This window comes from Haladaptatus halobius (genome assembly GCF_020618475.1).
GTDB classification, from domain to species: Archaea; Halobacteriota; Halobacteria; order Halobacteriales; family Haladaptataceae; genus Haladaptatus; species Haladaptatus halobius.
Genome location: NZ_CP085337.1, coordinates 485,098 through 502,838, shown reverse-complemented (window position 1 = coordinate 502,838; position 17,741 = coordinate 485,098). Strand labels below are relative to the sequence as shown.

Below are 17,741 nucleotides of genomic sequence, written 5' to 3'. Positions count from 1 at the left end.
GTCTAAATGTCACTCACATTCTCACACAATATTTACGTCTCGCCATCTGCTTTGGAGCATGAGCCGAGGACTTGACAATGTGGATCGTGGTATCCTTTACCATCTCCAACGAGATGCTCGAAATACAACTACCCAAGAGATCGCTGAAACAGTGGGTACCTCTGCGAGTACGGTTCGCAACCGCATTGAAGCGCTCGAAAATGATGAAATCATCAAGGGCTATCATCCTGAGATCGATTATGAGGCAGCGAATCTCCCGCTTCGCGTGCAATTTGTGTGCACAGCGCCACCTGTCGAGCGCGCTGAGTACGTCGACCAAGTACTCGACGTGCAGGGGGTGATCGATGTTCGAGAGATGTTGGTTGGGCGGCAGAATATCTATATTGAGGCGGTTGGGACGAGTACCCAAGATATCACGCGCATCACGGATGTGTTGCATGAAATGGATCTCACAGTCGAATCAGCAGAAATGATGCGCAAGCGGTATAGACAACCATTTGACTATTTCTACTTCAGTGATGAAATCATAGAGGAAACACAGGAGCGTTAGGCTGGAAGCCGATAGATCAGCGATATTAGGCTATCACGCGGGTCTCCTAACTTTCCCACTCTAACCAATACTCTAATAGAACTAGAAGGGATGTGTTGTCCATCTCTCACGGACTCGGTTTCAGGTATTCGCGAGTTATGGCCAGTCGGCGGGTAACTCGTCTGCATGATTCACCATCAATGTGAGGAGTGGTGCAATTTCGTCGAAGTTGGGTCCGCGACGAATCGTCTCGGTATCTGGGTTCCACTCAATATAGCCCTTGTCTGCTAGCTTGGGAAGATGCGTGTGCTGGAGCTGTGTTTTCACCGAGCGAAGCTCGTCATCCAGATCTTCTGCTGCGACGTCATCTGGTGTGAATTCGTCTTCGTCACGGGGATTGTGGTCTGACACTGCGATCATGATGCGACGGCGGTGAGGGTTACTCAGCATGTCGAGCATGGCGTCAAGCGACGCCGAATTGGTGGTGTGTGGCATGGGTATCTACTCGGTAGTGTGGAACGGTCGGACTCTCTGAACGTTCCGCGTGACGACCCACGCGAAGCAAACAAGGAAAACCCTGCATGGCCGGTGAACCCGGTTCAAGCGGCCCCTCCATTGGTGGGGCTCAAACGCACAGTCTCTCGCTGTGATTCCGTGTTTTCTACGTGGTCATTGAGTCGGATAAGGGCGTTGTTCACCCAGATAATCAAACAATGTATACTTTTGGTTCTTCATCGTGAATTGAACGTCTGTGAGAATCGCCTTGCTCTTGGTCGGTGGCCCACAGATGGCCAGCGATTCAAATTATCTCAGAAGGTTTAGTGGAAAGAGGTAAATGAAGCTCTCCTCAGATTCGATTAACACATTGTTGATTTCATTGTTTTCCTCCGGAATAATCGACGACCTCATTAGCCTCAGATACTTGTTATTGATTGGTGTGTTAATGCTCCTCAAGTACGAAAATGGATCTTATTCTCTTTGTGCTATCCGCTGGTAACGAACTCCTCTTTTAAATCTAAACTAGAGCTGGTCATCTTGATGGTTGGCCGGGTCTTGCTGGTCGTCGACGGCTTGGGTAAATACATCGTCAACTAATTCCTCTTCGGATTCACCAGCCGCATTATGGGAGGACACACCGAGAGAGAGGAGTTCTTCGATTGCTTGTTCGCGATTCAAGAAATCATCCTGTTCAACGAGGCGGTCAATGTCACTATCTATTCGGTCGGGCAGCGTCACCTCAGACGTAACCATAGACAAAATTCATCCCTGAAGGAGATTAACCCTTGGGTTAGTAGTAGTTCTACATTGTGATGCTGTTTTATCTGAATTGCAGGCGCTAAAACCCCGTCGTTTACGGCGGGGATACAGCGCCGTCATCGTCTTGCTTGTACGTGAGACTGCCGTCTCGCAGGCTCACGAATCGGTACATTTACGTCCCCACAATGTCTACACAATGTGTATGGAACGGTTCGAAATCAACGGCCACGAAGTCGTGGACGGCGATGTGCGTCCAACCGGTAACGGCGCTCACGTCTATGTTCCACGCCGGTGGCTCGGCGCGGACGTGAAAATCGTCCGTGTTTCTGAACCAGATTCCGATTCCGACGAGTAGACCATGCGCTACAACTACCGATACAGGCTCAACCCGTCCGACGCCCACCGAGAGATGTTAGACCGTCACCGTGACCTGTATCGGCAAGTGTACAATCACTTCCTCCACCGTCTTAACCGGGAAGAAAGGACGACGAAGTACGGCGAAATCAATCAACTTCCATCGATTAAGAAGTGGTGGGATGATCTCACTGACCTGTATTCTCGCACACTTCAGAATGTTGTTGAGAGATTGTATACTAACCTCTCACGGCTGAAGGACGCGAAAGACACAGGTCGGAAGGGCGGCCTCCTCATGTGGAAAGCGCCAACCGACTATCGGTCGTTCACGTATCGACAGTCTGGCTTCGAACTCAAGAACACGAGTGGTCAGCCTGTTCTCCGACTCTCAAAAATCGGTGAGATACCCGTTCGAATGCACCGAGATATTCCGGATGGTGCGAATCTCAAACAAGTCACGGTGAAGAAAGAACCAACCGGTGAATGGTTCGCCGTCTTCGGTATCGAAACACCCGACGACCCGCCCGAGAAGCCCGATACACTCACTGATGTAGTGGGCATCGATGTTGGGATTCTCAAATACGCTCACGATACTGACGGAACAGCCGTTGAATCACTCGACCTATCGGACGAGCGTGACCGACTGGAACACGCACAACGTGACCTTTCGCGGAAACAACACGGGTCGTCGAACTACCACAAGCAACGGCGTGTTGTGGCGCGTCGTCACGCGGAGTTGAAACAGAAACGCCGTGACTTCTTGCACAAACTCTCGGCGTACTATGCCCGCGAGTACGACTTCGTTGCGGTTGAAGACCTGAATGTTGTCGGGATGATGCAGCTTGAGTCAAATTCACGCAACTGAGCATCTGCCGCATGGGGTACTTTTCTTCGGATACTTGAATACAAGTGTGAACGCGAAGGCACGTACTTCGTCGCGGTTGATCCACGAAACACGACGAAAGAATGCGCGTCGTGCGGCGTGAAGACGGATAAACTGCTGTGGGTGCGGGAACACTCGTGTCCGGCGTGTGGGTTCGAAGCGGATAGAGACGCAAATGCGGCATGGAACATCCTTGCTCGTGGTCTCGACCAGATAGGGACGGGCTGTCCCGAATCAACGCCTGCGGAGACTGCGCTCCCTACGGACACGGTTGTGTCTGCAAAGCGCGTCATCGAAACAGGAAGCCCCGCCCTTGCCGAGCGAGCACCAGCGAGCGAGTAGGGCGAGGAGCAGTCACCCATTGTATAGCTACGTATAGTCATCAAAGACAGTTCTACCAGGAGATCGGAGATGTACATCAAGTAAGGATGTGAAGACACGAACGGGGGTGGAATCGAACCACCGGAGCCACAAGGTGGCCGCCATCAACACTGCAATATTTGATATTCGTATCGATGGTGCTCTTACCAGCAAGCGACCCGTTCTCACTCCCGGAAATCCCCTAGCGGCGGAAACGCGAGGGGAGGGGTGGAGTGACCTCCCCCGCGCAACCAATGGCATGGCACCAGGCGTTGTGCGATGTGCTTCTCTGTGCTCAAGCGTCAACCGAAACGCTTCATTCAGTATGACGCCCGCAACTTTTCCAATGGCCGCATCGGGTATTGTTATGCGGTGCGTACCCCAAAACCAATTGGAAAAGAAAATAACATAAATCTCGTATCTATGACCTCCATCGAGTTTTCACAGAAGGTGGCGATTCAAACGATGATCGTGGCGACTGCTCGCTGTGCGATAGTATTTGACCGGGCGACCGGCGATCGTGAGTGGCAGGTCGAAATCGAAGGAATCGAGGTTTTCTCGGCGGTTCTGCAGGATGAGACGCTCTATCTTTAAACAGCGAGAGAATCCCGCCGTTTACGGCGGGCGTGAATCGCGTACGCTTCGTGACGCAACTGCCGTCAGTTGCATGGCTGAAACCTAAACGCTTAGTACACGCCGTGACGTGCGTAATATCAAGGGTTACGTCGGCTCCCGGCACTTGTACGGGAATACGAGACGCGCTGAAACCAACGTCCTGAATATTTCGGGGCGTCGGTTCCCACGGGCTGGTTCTGCAACCGGTTGCGGGGTTCGCGTCGTTCGTAAGCACGGTAAACCAACCCACTGGGCGGCTAAGTGTGACCGAACCGCCTTCGACCGTGAGGTTGACGCCTTGGGTGAGAGACAACGATTGAAAACCGTTGGCGATGACACGCTTGGCGATGGGAGTACCCGTGGCAGTGCCACAGGACGCTTTCGGAAGAGCGGTGGCGTGAAACCCGCGCCTTTGACGCCGGAAGAGACGGTCCTGAAACCTGCTCGGCACCGGGCCGGGTTTCCTCCTGTGTGGGGAAGCCCCGTCGTAAACGTCGGGGAGGATGTCACAGACCCTACTCAGTGATTTCGTTATAGATCTTTTCTTGGGGGACATTTTTGTTGCTGTACGAATAACTACCACTATGGCTGAATCCGCTGACAGACAGCAACTCCGGTGTCTTCGGTGTGGCTTTGAAGCGCCATCAGGTGATAGCTGGAACAAGGTTTCGCATCCACCAGTTGGAATGCTCACACAGTGTCCAAAGTGTGGAAGCACGAACATTTATACAGGAAGATAAATTCTGAAAGATGACGAGAATCGTTTCTGGGCTGTTGACGTTAATCTCGCGGCGGGATGCCGGAATACCAGATTAGAACCCGCCATCTTTAGATCTATTCGAGCGAGTCCTCCCGACCAGTGATCTAAACGCTGGCGCTCCCACCAGGGTACTCAGCAGGAACTCACTGTGACCAGCGAGATGAAGAATACATTCTCTCTGTTCAGCACGGCTCTCATGACACCAGCTCGGCAGTACGTTCACTTGTTGCTGAATACAGGACGCATATCTATCAGGGTAATACGGTATGCGTGGTCGCAGTACGTACTACAATTCTCTATCCAAACATCCATAGCTCTTTAGAGACCTACTCCGAGATATGAGTACAATCGCGGAGTTCAGTATCCCAGCGGAGGAGTTTGCATTATCCGAGACGTTGGAGCGCCTGCCCGAAATGGTGTTCACAATCGATCGGGTGGTGGCGCATGATACAGATTACGTAATGCCGTTCGTTTGGGCATCAAACGGTGGTTTTGAGACGTTGACAGCGACACTCGAAGACGACCCTAGTGTTGGAAAAGTTGAACTTCTCACTGAACTTGAGGACGAACGGCTCTATCGAATGGAATGGGTCACCAAGACCCAGATTATCGCGTACCTGCTGCTCGAACAGGGCGCGACCGTTCAGCGCGCAATTGCGCACGACGACCAATGGAGTCTTCGCGTACTGTTCCCCGAGCGGAACAAGATTTCGGAAACGAGCCAGTTTGCGCACGAACACGGGTTCTCCCTCGATGTTTCGCGCATCTACGATGTCGATAGCGCCCAGCGCGTTCGATTCGATCTCACCGACGACCAACAAGAAGCCCTTATCCTGGCCGTCGAACAGGGCTATTACGATGTCCCACGGGAGGTCGACCAGGCTGAACTGGCCGACAAACTTGGCGTGTCACATCAAGCGCTTTCTGAGCGGCTCCGCCGGGGAACCAAGGGAATCCTCAAGAAGGTCATTCCGAACACCTCTGATGAGGAGGACGCGAATCGTAATCTCTAACGGTGCACTGTTGAGACATCGACCTGCGCCGTAAGGTGCATCCTCTCCTCCTCGCGTGCTATCGATCACGTCACTGATCTCGCCCGCCTCGATATGCGAGTAGCTCTTGTTCGCTATCGCAATCGACGAGTGGCGCAGCGCGGCCTGTGCGTCGGTTGAATTGGTTCGATACAATTCATCGCCAAGCCCGCGTCGAGCGCCGTACGGTTTCAGATACTCACCCTCAATATCCAGATCCGCCTCGTCGCACAGCCGCTTCATCACCAACCGTGCCCCTTCCGTCGAAATCGCAGGCAGTACGACCTCATTTTCACAAATCACAAAACCGATATCTACACTTTCAACATCTACATCCGGTATCTGTGACCGAACCGCTCGACACTTCGAGGGCGCGTGGTCAGTCGGGAATACCGGAACTCCGGGTTACCGGATCGAGTTTATCCTGCCATCGCCGAAGCAGCTTATGGGCAACCTCGGGGAGCGGTGCGAACGCGTACTCCTAGTTCTTTCCGAGGACGCGAAGTGCCTGTTTTCCTAATCTATGCCGACCTGGTCGTACCGTTGCGTCGGGCGTCTATCAGATCTCTCTATCGACCGGCACCCGTTCAAACCCTAGCGTTCGAAAATCACTATCAATGGCAAACATATGCTTGATCTCGTGCTCCCGAGCAAGCACCGCACTCGTCTGATCGATAAACGAAATCGGCTGGTCGTCGTAGCGTTCAAACTCTTCACAGACCGTCTCGAACGTCTCCTTTCCTACCGGCAGGATATTGAACGTCTGTGACTGGCGCACAGTCGAGAGTGCGTCGACTGCCGCTGTGTGCCCGATCTGGTCAACATTAAACACTGGCCCGTACCCACCTGCTGCCATCCCATCGAATACCGCATCCGCCTTCTCGTGATTCACATCATCCTCGTCAAAGGCAGCGTACAACCCACCGGTATCGACGGGAAAGACTGAGTGACCGTTTTAACAACATCCCATAGACGAATAGCAGTGTTTATTAACTAAGAGAATAAAGTTAACAACCATCTGATGACGATACTCACTCGAAGACACGCTGTCAAGATCGGAACTGCGCTGTTCGCAAGCGGAGCCGTTGCTGGCTGCCTCAGTACCTCTTCTGGCGACGATGCGGGGAGTTCGAAGACGGTTCGAACGTCGTTTTTTGTTTTGACTGACTTCGCGCGAAACGTCACGGGAGACACCACGACCGTCGAAAGTTTGGTGCCGATCGGTCAGCACGGCCACGGGTGGGAACCATCTGCGCAGGTGCAACGAGACACACTCAAATGCGACGCCCTCGCCTACATGGATGAAGGATTCCAGCCGTGGGCCGACAAGATGGTCGAGAACGTGAAATCCGAACGGCCTGAAATTACCATCATCGAGGCCAGACACGGCATTGACCTCCTGTCACCGCCGAGCCACAATGAAGGACAAAGCGAACACTACGAAGAGGAAGGCGGACACGACGCAAACCACGGGAACGAAACCGACTACGGAACAGACGAAGGAGACCACGACCATGGAACGGGCGAAGAGAAACAAAATCACGGAACGAGTGATCCCCACTTTTGGCTCGATCCGCAACGGACGAAACAGGCAGTTACAACCATCGAAGACAGTCTTTCGAAAGTAGACGGCCTCTCCGACGACGTGCTCGCCGAAAACGCGACGAACTACCGAAACCGACTGAACGAACTCGATGCGAAATTCCAATTCGAACTCAAATCGAGGGAACGAGACGCGGTTCTCATCGCCGGACATAACGCCTTCCAGTATCTCGGGGAGCGATACGGGTTCGAGATCCACACGCTTACTGAACTCGCGCCGGATGCTTCACCGAGTCCTGCGGACGTTCGACGTGCGCAAGAACTCATTGAGGAACACGGTATCAAGCATGTCCTCGCGCCGGTGTTCGAGTCCGACAGGGCCGCGAAACAACTCGTTTCGGAGACCAACGCGAAAGACCACTTACCTATCACGCCGATACCCGGCGTCACCGAGGAATGGGACGAGAGAGGATGGGGTTACATCGAAATCATGGAACGGGTCAATCTTCCCTCTCTGAAAACGGCTCTCAGTGTGAAATGACGGCCGTCGAAGTCGATAATGTGACGTTCCGATACGGCGATCGCCCCGTGCTTTCGAGTGTTTCGGTGGTAGTCGAAGACGGCGAGTTTCTCGGACTCGTCGGGCCGAACGGATCGGGCAAGAGCACACTTTTGGAACTTGTTCTCGGTCTACACAAACCAGACCAGGGGAAGGTTCGTCTGTTCGGCCAGCCGCCTCAAGAGGGGCGAAAGGGTGGACGAATCGGTTACGTCGCGCAGGACGCGACGGCGGTTTCAGGGATACCGGTGACGGTCAGGGAGATTGTTTCCGCAGGTCGGAGTTCCCACCTCGGATTCGGATTCACCGGAAAAGAAGACCGAAGGGCCGTCGAACGCGCCTTGGAAACGGTCGGAATCGCCAACCTCGCGGATCGCCGAGTCAGCCGACTCTCCGGCGGCCAGCAACAGCGTACATTCATTGCTCGCGCACTGGCTGTCGAAGCGGAGATACTTGTGTTGGACGAGCCAACCGTCGGCGTCGATGCCGAATCCCGCGAGGAGTTCTACGACCTTCTGCACAATCTGAACGGGAACGGCTTGACCGTCATTCTCGTGGAGCACGACATTGGCGTCGTCACCGAACACGCGGACAGAATCGCCTGCCTGAACAAAACGCTTTACTTCCACGGGAACGCGGACGAGTTCGAGGCGAGCGGCGTGCTAACTGATGCGTACGGTGCAAATCAGCGCCGACTTCACCATGACCATGATTGATCTCGGGGAGATGCTGAGTTACCGGTTCATGCGTCTGGCGTTCGTCGCGGGACTCTGCGTGGGTCTCGTCGCACCGCTCGTTGGATCATTTCTCGTCCACAGGGGGATGGCCCTCATTGGTGACACGTTGGCTCACTCGGCCTTCGCGGGGGTTTCGGTTGGGGTGTTCCTCGGAAGCCTGAACGTCGTCGTGTCGCCGTATCTCACTGCGCTGGTGGTTTCGGTGCTCGCGGCACTGGCAATTCAAGCGCTCGCGGAGCACACTGACGCTTACGGTGACGTATCGATGGCAATTGTGCTGTCGGGTGGATTCGCCCTCGGAAGCGTCCTGATCAGTGTTTCGGACGGCGGTATTGCAGTGGGTATCGACCAGTATTTGTTTGGGAGTCTGGCGACGGTCACGTCCGAAAACGTCCGGGTGATGGTTGCGCTGTCGGCGTTGGTGGTCGGTGTCATTGGGGTAACACGGCGGCAACTGTTCGCCGTCACGTTCGACGAGACGGCGGCCCACGTGTCCGGAATTCCAGTGCAACGGTACAATCGTCTGCTCGTCGTGCTGACCTCATTGGTCGTCGTCGCGGCCATGCAGATCATGGGTGTCATCCTCGTTGCGGCGATGCTGGTCGTTCCCGTTGCTGTCGCGTCGCAGATCGCACGGAGTTTCCGCCAGTCGATCGTGCTCGGCGTAATCGTCGGTGAAATCGCCGTCGTCATCGGCATCATGCTATCGTATGCCTACGGACTGGCCGCTGGCGGAACGATCGTGCTGGTTGCAATCTTCGCGTTCGTGTTGATGGCTCTCGTCTTTTGGTGACTCCTTCTCATCTCCTGTTTTGGGAGCTCACATGCCGATTCGGGACGTCGCATAATTCGAGTGGTGGACGGACATCGTGACCCAGCGGAAGTTTGTGAGGAATTACGGTCATGGGTTGGTCGACTCAAGCACGGGTCAGTTGATCCGAGTAAGTTAGTGATCACAAAGCGGCTTTCGAAGAAACGAGAAGACTATACGCAGTCCACGCGTAGTGTGGTAGCACTAGAATGGACAGTTGATTTGGGTTAGCGCGGTCGCCTGGGCAGAGCGTCTCGTATGTGGTGGTCGACGATGCAAAATGCTCGCATGAGCGAGTGGCGTTGGCAAGTGAGGAGTTGACTAAGTATGATCTGAGTTTTATCGAGCGTTATTGGTTCGTGCCGCAGTGAGTATGGTGTCACCGCTTGGGTGGCGTAAATTGGACATCAAGCAGAAGCGGGTGCAATATATCGAGTCTAGCTTTTCGTCGTTCAGATAATGATATACGAAAGGCTTCTTCGATAAGTTATCTTACCATTATCTCGAGGAAACGAATGGTAGGTCATGAGAATGGTTATCTCGACCTAGTCGAATTCTACTGTAAATGCATATGGCCATAAAATTAAAATCTAGGCAATCACATTCATAAAGATGATGCATGACGGATATCGGTCTCTATTCCATCAACTTTCACAAACCAGACGTGATGCTACTGATGTCCGTCGTCTCCAAATCGGTGACCATACAATGACAACTGACTTGACTCAGACATCAGAGTCTACGTTTGACGCCCTTTTTGAGATCCTCGCCAACCAACAGCGTCGCTATACCCTTTACCATCTCTCAAAAATGAAGGGAGTGACAATTACACTCTCGGAGCTCATTGATGTGCTTGCGCAAGACGTCACTGCAACTCGCACACATCTTCGAATAGATTTACACCACTGCCACTTACCGAAGTTGGCTGATTACAACATCATCGAGTATGATCCGCGGAGTCAAACCATTCGCTATCACAGCAGCGACCGACTTGAAACACTGTTAGGGGTCTGCCAACACCACGAACGAGAGTAGTTGTCTGGACGAGACACAGTGGTCTGCTCTCCTGGCGATTAACGTTAGACACTGAAGTACAAGAACATACCATTAGTTTTTTATCGATAGCACCAGTTGACCGAGTCAGTAAGGACAGCACTTAAGAGTACCTTGCTAAGGCAAAGTAGCTGTTCTTAAAGGAGAAACATATGAAAATGGATTCACCCGATATGAGGGATAAAAGAGCAACTGATGGGACGCCAGGTATGCTCACCGAGAAAACCGTTGAAACAATCGCAGAAACGGAGGGAAAGTCAGTCTATGAACACAAACCATTATACAATGTAATCGATCCAGAAGCACTTGATGCCCTCTTCGCGCCTCGTGCAGATGGGACGTCGCGACCAGTCGGTGAAGTCTCGTTTCATTATGAAGGGTATTGGGTCACTGTATCGAGTGAGGGTGCCGTTGAGATTCAGCCCGACGACCGATAAGTAGGAAGCTGACGTGAGACCCTAATCTCCAGTGCCATGAAAAACGACAATTTTTATCATCAGTTCACTGATTCGTATTAAAACGCGACAGCCGCCGGTTTCATACGAGTTACTATGGCGGTTCAGAATGAATAAGAGACAGATTGATGGTAACGATCGTTGAGTTCTCATTACTTGTGACGAACTTCCCGCATGATCGCTTGCTCACTGCAGGGACGGAGACATAGACCAAATTCGAGCGAATTGCCCCGTTGGAACGGATGCCATTTCCTTGTTTTGGACCTGGAATGCTGATTTCAATGATTTGATCATTGTGTTCGTGCTCGTGAACAGGTGCAAAAACTTATCGAGGTTAATCAGGTTGATGATCGCCGTTTCTACCCCGCTTGAGTGAGGTGTTCTGTTCGTGGTTAGTTAAAACGCGTCATTTGAACAGCTCAAGTGCTTGTATAATTTGTTCTGGTATGGCCAACAATATAGCCCATCATGCTCGTCCCTCACTTTCACTGAGTAAATCTTGTCGGATATTATCTAGCTCGTATTGGCGCCCGCTTCTCTTCTATCTCCAAAGGAAGGGTGCTGACGTTGCAGACCTCGACGAGCTTGTTGTGCCATCCACGAAGAAAGTAATGAAGCCAGGGCGGCTGAACAGATACAGTTCTCACTTGCTCATACTCATATTCCGAAGCTTGTTGATTATGAGATCATCAAATATGATCGCCAAGACTAGGATGTTTGCATTTGGAATAAGACGAAACTAGAAATGCTTCTTGCGGCTGTGCCTACGAACGCTAAATCGGCGTAAGTTTTAGCTTGTAACTTTTCAAAAGGAAATATGGTTCACTTCACTCTGACCGCAAATGCAGTTCGTCCCATCGTTCTGAAATCCTACTTTCCATCCTTCCGGACTATCAAAATGATTCAAAGCAAGCAATAGATGCACGACATCAAACTAGTCGTAGTTGATAAGTTTTCCTCCAGTATCATTGGGATCAACTCTTCTACTCTAGACGAACTATGAGCGAAGCTCAAGTTTGTGAACCGATTGGTCGATGTCTATGTTATAACGGGGTCGATGAAAGAGCAGAATACTTATTATAGAGGCTAGCGAGAACAGAAAGGTTATGTCACTCTCTACTGCATTGCGGCAGTGGTTAGTTGATGAGGATGGTTTCATTTACGAATGTCGACGCTGTGGAACGACGCTGAACGCCGCCGAGCAGACGTGTTCAACCTGTGGGTCTACCGAGATTGCCGAATTTGATGTTTTATAATATATTTGCCATTTACTGGATCACTAATGGAAGTGACAGGCGCAAAACCTCGCCCTTTAGGGCGGGGATACGCGCCGTCCGCTTGTTTACACATCCGTCGTCGATAGTCGGGTCGGATATTCCACGTTGAATCGGTAGTATCATGTTTTCATGATTCATAACTGGTTATGAAGGCAAAATCCAATGCGAACCGTCCGAGCATTCGAGGTTACAATCACGAACCTAAAACAGGTAAGTGACGACCTCGACCAGCTCGGATGGACTGCTTCCAAACTTTGGGACGTCGGTCGCTACTACGCACAAGAACGATGGGACACGACAGGCGAGATCCCTGATGACGGGGAACTCAAAGCCGAACTCAAAGGTCATGAACGCTACATGGACCTTCATTCATAATCCAGTCAGCGCGTTCTCGAAGAACTCGCTGAAGCGTTTACCGGTTGGGTCGGCAAGCGTCGGAACGGAGATGACCGTGCCCGACCGCCTGGCTTCCGCAAACAGGGGGATTCACACCCACGTTCTACTGTGTCGTTCAAAGCGGCTGGCTTCAAACATGATGCACAGTATCAGCGCGTTCGCCTCTCGAAAGGCCGCAACCTCAAAGAACACCGATCGGACTTCGTCCCACAATGAAATAGGAGGTAAAGCGTTCTCTCCCGCCACTCAGAAGACAGCACGCCCGTATCACACACCAGTTAACCGACCGCCAGCAAGCGTCCTTGACGGCGGCATACAATGCCGGATTTTTCGAGTGGCCACGTGAGAGTACTGGCGAAGAGGTCGCAGATTCACTTGGGGTTTTGGCGCCCACGTTCCACCAGCATCTGAGAGCAAGCGAACGTAAACTCTTGGCAGTGTTCTTTGGAGAAGCGGAGACAATGGAATAGCAAATCGTTCCTAACTGTTTAGGGCTATTGCTCTTGAAGATTGAGCTACAATTAGGATCCATGAGTACGCGACAATCGATCAGTTCGGGATCTCTTTCCAAAGAGCAGGTACTTGGCCTGCTGGGGCATGAACACCGTCAAGCAATCATTACGTATTTCGATCAGGAGATGACCGATAGTGCCAGCTTTGATGACCTTATTGAATATATTATCTCTTTTGATCCAAAGAGAGGGGAACTTCCGGCAGAGCGCCGTAAACAGGTCACAATCGGTTTGCTTCACAACCACTTGCCGAGACTAGCAGATGCTGGTGTGCTCGAATACGACCAGCGAAGTGAAACGGTATGCTATTGGGGTGATTCTCAACTCGAAACCATCCTCAAGGCTGTTCCCAGCGATGAATACCCAATTTAATTCTTCCTCCACTTGTCTGAAAGCGGATTTAGGTGAGAGAAAATACGTTCTACAGTAGATCTGGAATTGCGCTCATGAGGCCTGTTTGTGGTTCGCACAGACGCTGTTCGGTCGTAGATTACATCCTCAATTCTTACCATCGGTTGTCGCCAAATTGTACCGCTGGTTACACCGTTGTAATAGAGGGGGTAGCGTTCGCGATCCCCTCCGTTTCGCAGAAAAAGACGCAGAAAATGGCGCACTCCACAGTATTCAATACACTACTACCACATGTATCACCGGCAGTGTGGTGTGAATCTCGGGTGGTGGCGTCGCCGAAGCGGGGGTTCGACGAACCCCCGTGATTATACCGTTGTAATTAGCGACCTCGGTTTTTGATCTCCGCGTTAGCTTCGTGGGCTCGCATCCACCCCTGGAGATCGGGATGGCCGAACGTGATTTTGATGTGATGACCACCGACATCCATTGCATCATCGACCGACAACATCTGCGACTCTTTGTAGCTCACCCCGGGCACACGCTCAGCCCTCTCCTCCATCACACGATACCTGTCGTTCTTGTACGTACAGCCGTAGTGCGCTGCGACTTCACGGTATCTCGACAACGCGACCATCACGTCCTTCGTTTTGGTGACGTTCTTCGCACGCTCGAGGACGTCGAGGTACTTGTCCTCAACCTGCTGGCTCTCTCTCGCTTTTCGTGTTGTCCCTGACCGGATGCGTATATTGGAAATCGTTCTAGTTGTGGGAACAGAGTTATACTTGCCCATTTCGTACTTAGTAATGGGTATGACTGAAATAGCTACTGACGAACGGGGCCGTATCACGATCCCGCAGAAAACACGCGAGCGATTTGGTGAGCGTTATCGACTCGTCGAACTGGAGAATGGGATTAAACTCATTCCGATCGATGACGACCCGCTTGAAGGACTTCGAGACGCTGTGGGGGATACTTTCGCTGATACAGACGCAACTGAGCTGAAAGAGGAGGCTCGCACGTCTGCGACCGAACAGATTAACGAGCGTCACCGTGATTGCAACGAGATGGGACACAAGCAGAGTGAGGAATAGCTTGTGTACGTTGAGACAGATTTTCTCACAGCATTAGTGAAAGACGACGACTGGCTCCAAGAATCGGCACTGGATGCCCTCGAAGAGTACGATGATATCCATACCTCCATTCTTTCTTACGCCGAGGTTCTAGTCCTCTTCTATGATCGCATTGAGGCAGAGTATGAGACCGATGCACCGCGAGCTATTACGAACTTGCTCGAACTCGTTCCCATCGTTCCAGAAATTCACGAAGATGCGATTCTTGCGGCTGCAACGTACATCGACGAGTATCACATGACGCCGTTCGATGCTCTCCACGCTGGTCTTGTCGCGACGAAAGGTGAGCAAGTACTTTCGACCGAACAAGATTACGACACCGTCGGTCTCAATCGGGTGTCGCTTGCTCCTTTAGAAGAAGATTGACTGATTCTACAGTTGTTTCTCGAAGAAAAATGGTTAGTATTGGCTACTAACATGGACGAGTTCATCTTTTATCAGTCGGTTCCTCGCGAGCATCTATTTCCGGTGCTACTAGCTAGTTAGCCGACAACACTTATCTGCAATGAAAGGAACGCTGGTTCATGGCCGAGAATCAACGAGCGACGTGACACGGTGCACTTTCTTCGATCTGTGTGAGCACAGTTGCGTTGTTACGACGATTTGTATATGCAGCTTCTCCTCAGAATTAGCTATTGTCAAACAATACGAATGGGTATAGGTAATATAATTATGAATTCTTGATAATAGATTGATATACGTGCCCTCAAAGATTACTCTATGGCAGACACAAACAGGCAGAAGCTACAGTTCGGGGGGAGTCGCACGAAGAGCGTAAATGAATCAGTGATCCGTGAGATGACAAGGGAAGCACTCGCAGTAGGTGCCATCAATCTCTCGCAGGGGATCCCAGACGAGGATGAGACTCCAAAAGCGGTAAAAGAAGCTGCACAGCAGGCGATCACATCGAACAGTCAGTATACAATTACGTGGGGACTTCCGGAGCTGCGCCAGCAAATCAGTAGGAAATATCATGACTGGAAGGGTGTCAAGTACGATCCGGAGACGGAAGTAACGATCACGTGTGGAACCAGCGAAGCAGTAATGTCTGCACTATTGGCTTTTTGCGGAGACGGAGACAAGGTACTCTATTTCGAACCGACGTACGAAAGTTACATTCCTGCGATCAATTTCGCGGGTGCGGAAGGTGTCCCGCTCGACATAACAGAGGACTTGATGCTCGATGCGGACGAATTACAGGATGCGGCGCGGGATGCGTCCCTCCTAATCTTAAACACCCCGCAAAATCCAACCGGGAAGGTGTTCAGCCGGTCCGAGCTGGAAATCATCGCCGACGTTGCGGCGGATGAGAATCTGATCGTCATCACCGACGAAATATACGAGCACATCGTCTTCGACGGTGATTACGTAAGTCCGGTCGAAGTCGGTGATCTCGCCGACCGAACGGTAGTCTGCACCGGGCTCTCGAAGACGTACAGCGTCACAGGTTGGCGAGTTGGTATCGCACTTGCACCGGAGCCGTTGTCCCGAGAACTCCGGAAAATTCACGACTATACTAGTATCTGTGCCCCCACGCCGTTTCAAGTCGCGGGCATCGAAGCGTACTCGCTCCCAGAGGAGTATTATTCCGAACTCAGCAACTCATATCGTGAGCGGCGAGAACTTCTCTACAACGGCCTCAATGATATCGGATTGAATCCGGTAAAACCCGACGGCGCGTATTATATGATGGTTCAATACAATACCGACGAGGACGATGTCGCATTCTCGAAGAAGCTCATCCAACGAGCGGGTGTGGCGACCGTCCCAGGAAGTAGTTTCTACACAGATGGATCAGCGGATTGGATTCGGTTTACTTTCTCCCGAAACGAGGAAACGTTAACGCAGGCGGTGAACCAGCTTGCGAATCACCGCTGGTGGTAACAAGGCAAATGAGTTAAATACAGCCAATATATTTGCTGCAAACCCCCTATGCAGTGGACGATTGATTAGAGTGCTTACCCTTACCGGACAGTATAAGTGAGTACTCTCTGACGATGTGTATATGCTAGATAATCCCAAGATTGGGAGGCGAACCTTCATAAAGGCGGCTGGTGTTGGATCTGCGGCAAGTTTATCGACACTTTCGGGGTGTCTCGGTGGCAACAACGGTAGCTCAGGAAAAGCACCAATGGATATCAACTCCTGGCCGCCACAGGATTTAGAGAACAAACTCGTCATGTGGAATTGGTACGACGACTGGGCAGCCTACGCAAAAAAGGCCTTTAGCAAGGAATTCGACGTCAACATCACGAACAGTGGTTTCTCTAAACCGAACCAATGGTACTCGAAATTACAAAGCGAAAATTCCGAAATAGATAATATTTCGGCGACAGCTAACTGGGTCGAACGCTCAATCGAAAACGACTTCCTCTATCCACTGCCGGTTGAGAAAATGCCGTCTTGGAAGAACATTACCAAACGTATGAAAGAGGTTGGAACATACCAAAAGGGGGGAAAGACGTACGGCGTTCCGGAAAGTATCGTCCTCTATCCACTGACCTACAACACGAATCACTTCAACAAGCCACCATCGTCGTGGGATGTCCTTTGGGATGACGCAAACAAGGGTAAAATTACGATGTGGGACAATAGTACCGTTTCTTGCCAAATTGCCGCGCTCTACACTGGCCAAGATCCGATCAACCCTAGCGATTTCAAGGAGATCGAGGAGGTACTCAAGCAGCAAAAGCCGCTCTTGAACACTTACTGGAGTGACTACCAGCAGGGAATGAGCATGTTCGTCAACGAAGAGGTCGTTGCCGGCCCACTGACTATGGGGCGTACATACTCCGCAAAATTCCGAGAGAACGCGCCGGTAAACTACACCGTCCCGAAAGAGGGTGCGTTGTTCACCAGCGACTTGTTTGTAATCCCCAAAGGGGCACCGCATACGATGGCAAGCCTCCAGTTCATCAACTGGGCATCCAAGAAAAAGCACGCAGCAAAGTTGTTCACTGAGATGGGTTACATGCCTGCCGTGAACATCGACAACCAACTATCTCAAAAGCAGCGCGAGTTCACGAACTGGCCCGATAGTTGGAAGCTCGTGTTCCAGAAGCAGCTGAGCAAGAAAGTTCGGGACAAGTATAGCGAAATTTTTACGGCAGTGAAATCAGCCTGATTACA

20 protein-coding genes and 2 pseudogenes are annotated in these 17,741 nt (G+C 51.6%); 18 read left to right on the top strand and 4 right to left on the bottom strand.

Annotated elements, in window-relative coordinates:
- Positions 1–58: 58 nt before the first annotated feature.
- Positions 59–550, top strand: coding sequence for an Lrp/AsnC family transcriptional regulator (locus LIW51_RS26245; protein WP_227378402.1), 492 nt, complete (start codon positions 59–61; stop codon positions 548–550).
- 135 nt (positions 551–685) lie between these two features.
- Here the strand turns inward: LIW51_RS26245 and LIW51_RS26240 are convergent, their stop codons facing one another.
- Positions 686–1,024: a DUF7344 domain-containing protein gene (locus LIW51_RS26240; RefSeq protein ID WP_227378401.1), complete on the bottom strand. Its 339-nt coding sequence runs from the start codon at positions 1,022–1,024 to the stop codon at positions 686–688.
- 525 nt (positions 1,025–1,549) lie between these two features.
- Positions 1,550–1,780, bottom strand: a complete 231-nt coding sequence (locus LIW51_RS26235; protein WP_227378400.1) for a DUF7120 family protein — start codon at positions 1,778–1,780, stop codon at positions 1,550–1,552.
- 208 nt (positions 1,781–1,988) lie between these two features.
- On the opposite strand from LIW51_RS26235, the gene LIW51_RS26230 reads away from it, so the two are divergent.
- From LIW51_RS26230 to LIW51_RS26215, 4 genes and pseudogenes are all read left to right on the top strand, one after another.
- Positions 1,989–2,141, top strand: coding sequence for a DUF2080 family transposase-associated protein (locus LIW51_RS26230; RefSeq protein ID WP_139328907.1), 153 nt, complete (start codon positions 1,989–1,991; stop codon positions 2,139–2,141).
- A gap of 3 nt (positions 2,142–2,144) precedes the next feature.
- Positions 2,145–3,365: pseudogene (locus LIW51_RS26225) on the top strand (RNA-guided endonuclease InsQ/TnpB family protein).
- A gap of 309 nt (positions 3,366–3,674) precedes the next feature.
- Positions 3,675–3,977 (top strand): hypothetical protein, encoded by a 303-nt coding sequence (locus tag LIW51_RS26220; RefSeq protein ID WP_227378399.1) that lies wholly within the window; start codon positions 3,675–3,677, stop codon positions 3,975–3,977.
- Between the two features lie 1,119 nt (positions 3,978–5,096).
- A complete protein-coding gene (locus tag LIW51_RS26215) occupies positions 5,097–5,771 on the top strand; it encodes a bacterio-opsin activator domain-containing protein (RefSeq protein ID WP_227378398.1) in 675 nt (224 codons plus the stop codon).
- A gap of 577 nt (positions 5,772–6,348) precedes the next feature.
- On the opposite strand, the gene LIW51_RS26210 is transcribed toward LIW51_RS26215, so the two are convergent.
- Positions 6,349–6,681 (bottom strand): type II toxin-antitoxin system VapC family toxin, encoded by a 333-nt coding sequence (locus LIW51_RS26210; protein WP_255767560.1) that lies wholly within the window; start codon positions 6,679–6,681, stop codon positions 6,349–6,351.
- A gap of 129 nt (positions 6,682–6,810) precedes the next feature.
- Here LIW51_RS26210 and LIW51_RS26205 point away from each other — a divergent pair, with 129 nt between their 5' ends.
- The 9 genes and pseudogenes from LIW51_RS26205 to LIW51_RS26175 all read left to right on the top strand — a co-directional run bounded on the left by LIW51_RS26205 (position 6,811) and on the right by LIW51_RS26175 (position 13,503).
- Positions 6,811–7,872: a metal ABC transporter substrate-binding protein gene (locus LIW51_RS26205; protein WP_227378396.1), complete on the top strand. Its 1,062-nt coding sequence runs from the start codon at positions 6,811–6,813 to the stop codon at positions 7,870–7,872.
- A complete protein-coding gene (locus LIW51_RS26200) occupies positions 7,869–8,606 on the top strand; it encodes a metal ABC transporter ATP-binding protein (RefSeq protein WP_227378395.1) in 738 nt (245 codons plus the stop codon). The genes LIW51_RS26205 and LIW51_RS26200 overlap by 4 nt, the downstream gene beginning before the upstream one ends.
- Positions 8,593–9,420, top strand: a complete 828-nt coding sequence (locus LIW51_RS26195) for a metal ABC transporter permease (RefSeq protein WP_438267439.1) — start codon at positions 8,593–8,595, stop codon at positions 9,418–9,420. The genes LIW51_RS26200 and LIW51_RS26195 overlap by 14 nt, the downstream gene beginning before the upstream one ends.
- Before the next feature lie 630 nt (positions 9,421–10,050).
- Positions 10,051–10,473, top strand: coding sequence for a DUF7344 domain-containing protein (locus tag LIW51_RS40100; protein WP_438267413.1), 423 nt, complete (start codon positions 10,051–10,053; stop codon positions 10,471–10,473).
- A 170-nt stretch (positions 10,474–10,643) separates the two neighbouring features.
- Positions 10,644–10,928 carry a DdfA family disk-determining factor gene (gene ddfA, locus LIW51_RS26190; RefSeq protein WP_227378393.1) on the top strand — a complete coding sequence of 95 codons (285 nt, stop codon included), beginning with the start codon at positions 10,644–10,646 and terminating at the stop codon, positions 10,926–10,928.
- 613 nt (positions 10,929–11,541) lie between these two features.
- Positions 11,542–11,658, top strand: coding sequence for a DUF7344 domain-containing protein (locus LIW51_RS40095; RefSeq protein ID WP_438267438.1), 117 nt, complete (start codon positions 11,542–11,544; stop codon positions 11,656–11,658).
- Positions 11,659–12,385: 727 nt separating this feature from the next.
- Positions 12,386–12,826 (top strand): annotated as a pseudogene (locus LIW51_RS26185) (RNA-guided endonuclease InsQ/TnpB family protein); the annotation flags it as partial.
- A 95-nt stretch (positions 12,827–12,921) separates the two neighbouring features.
- Positions 12,922–13,089 carry a helix-turn-helix domain-containing protein gene (locus LIW51_RS26180; RefSeq protein ID WP_438267412.1) on the top strand — a complete coding sequence of 56 codons (168 nt, stop codon included), beginning with the start codon at positions 12,922–12,924 and terminating at the stop codon, positions 13,087–13,089.
- Between the two features lie 60 nt (positions 13,090–13,149).
- Positions 13,150–13,503: a DUF7344 domain-containing protein gene (locus LIW51_RS26175; protein ID WP_227378392.1), complete on the top strand. Its 354-nt coding sequence runs from the start codon at positions 13,150–13,152 to the stop codon at positions 13,501–13,503.
- Positions 13,504–13,861: 358 nt separating this feature from the next.
- On the opposite strand, the gene LIW51_RS26170 is transcribed toward LIW51_RS26175, so the two are convergent.
- On the bottom strand, positions 13,862–14,272 hold the full coding sequence (locus LIW51_RS26170) for a hypothetical protein (RefSeq protein ID WP_227378391.1): 411 nt from the start codon (positions 14,270–14,272) through the stop codon (positions 13,862–13,864).
- Positions 14,273–14,285: 13 nt separating this feature from the next.
- Here LIW51_RS26170 and LIW51_RS26165 point away from each other — a divergent pair, with 13 nt between their 5' ends.
- From LIW51_RS26165 to LIW51_RS26150, 4 genes are all read left to right on the top strand, one after another.
- Positions 14,286–14,573, top strand: coding sequence for an AbrB/MazE/SpoVT family DNA-binding domain-containing protein (locus tag LIW51_RS26165; RefSeq protein ID WP_227378390.1), 288 nt, complete (start codon positions 14,286–14,288; stop codon positions 14,571–14,573).
- 3 nt (positions 14,574–14,576) lie between these two features.
- Positions 14,577–14,978, top strand: a complete 402-nt coding sequence (locus LIW51_RS26160; protein ID WP_227378389.1) for a PIN domain-containing protein — start codon at positions 14,577–14,579, stop codon at positions 14,976–14,978.
- Positions 14,979–15,410: 432 nt separating this feature from the next.
- Positions 15,411–16,496 (top strand): pyridoxal phosphate-dependent aminotransferase, encoded by a 1,086-nt coding sequence (locus LIW51_RS26155; protein WP_227378388.1) that lies wholly within the window; start codon positions 15,411–15,413, stop codon positions 16,494–16,496.
- Positions 16,497–16,617: 121 nt separating this feature from the next.
- Complete coding sequence (locus LIW51_RS26150) at positions 16,618–17,736, top strand: ABC transporter substrate-binding protein (RefSeq protein WP_227378387.1); 1,119 nt, start codon at positions 16,618–16,620, stop codon at positions 17,734–17,736.
- Positions 17,737–17,741 lie beyond the last annotated feature (5 nt).

Excerpts from the sequence above, each read along its gene's own strand:
- LIW51_RS26245 (WP_227378402.1), top strand. The coding sequence starts at position 59 with ATGAGCCGAGGACTTGACAATGTGGATCGTGGTATCCTTTACCATCTC.
- LIW51_RS26240 (WP_227378401.1), bottom strand. The coding sequence starts at position 1,024 with ATGCCACACACCACCAATTCGGCGTCGCTTGACGCCATGCTCGACATG.
- LIW51_RS26235 (WP_227378400.1), bottom strand. The coding sequence starts at position 1,780 with ATGGTTACGTCTGAGGTGACGCTGCCCGACCGAATAGATAGTGACATT.
- LIW51_RS26230 (WP_139328907.1), top strand. The coding sequence starts at position 1,989 with ATGGAACGGTTCGAAATCAACGGCCACGAAGTCGTGGACGGCGATGTG.
- LIW51_RS26215 (WP_227378398.1), top strand. The coding sequence starts at position 5,097 with ATGAGTACAATCGCGGAGTTCAGTATCCCAGCGGAGGAGTTTGCATTA.
- LIW51_RS26205 (WP_227378396.1), top strand. The coding sequence starts at position 6,811 with ATGACGATACTCACTCGAAGACACGCTGTCAAGATCGGAACTGCGCTG.
- LIW51_RS26200 (WP_227378395.1), top strand. The coding sequence starts at position 7,869 with ATGACGGCCGTCGAAGTCGATAATGTGACGTTCCGATACGGCGATCGC.
- LIW51_RS26195 (WP_438267439.1), top strand. The coding sequence starts at position 8,593 with ATGACCATGATTGATCTCGGGGAGATGCTGAGTTACCGGTTCATGCGT.
- LIW51_RS40100 (WP_438267413.1), top strand. The coding sequence starts at position 10,051 with ATGATGCATGACGGATATCGGTCTCTATTCCATCAACTTTCACAAACC.
- ddfA (WP_227378393.1), top strand. The coding sequence starts at position 10,644 with ATGAAAATGGATTCACCCGATATGAGGGATAAAAGAGCAACTGATGGG.
- LIW51_RS26175 (WP_227378392.1), top strand. The coding sequence starts at position 13,150 with ATGAGTACGCGACAATCGATCAGTTCGGGATCTCTTTCCAAAGAGCAG.
- LIW51_RS26170 (WP_227378391.1), bottom strand. The coding sequence starts at position 14,272 with ATGGGCAAGTATAACTCTGTTCCCACAACTAGAACGATTTCCAATATA.
- LIW51_RS26165 (WP_227378390.1), top strand. The coding sequence starts at position 14,286 with ATGGGTATGACTGAAATAGCTACTGACGAACGGGGCCGTATCACGATC.
- LIW51_RS26155 (WP_227378388.1), top strand. The coding sequence starts at position 15,411 with ATGACAAGGGAAGCACTCGCAGTAGGTGCCATCAATCTCTCGCAGGGG.
- LIW51_RS26150 (WP_227378387.1), top strand. The coding sequence starts at position 16,618 with ATGCTAGATAATCCCAAGATTGGGAGGCGAACCTTCATAAAGGCGGCT.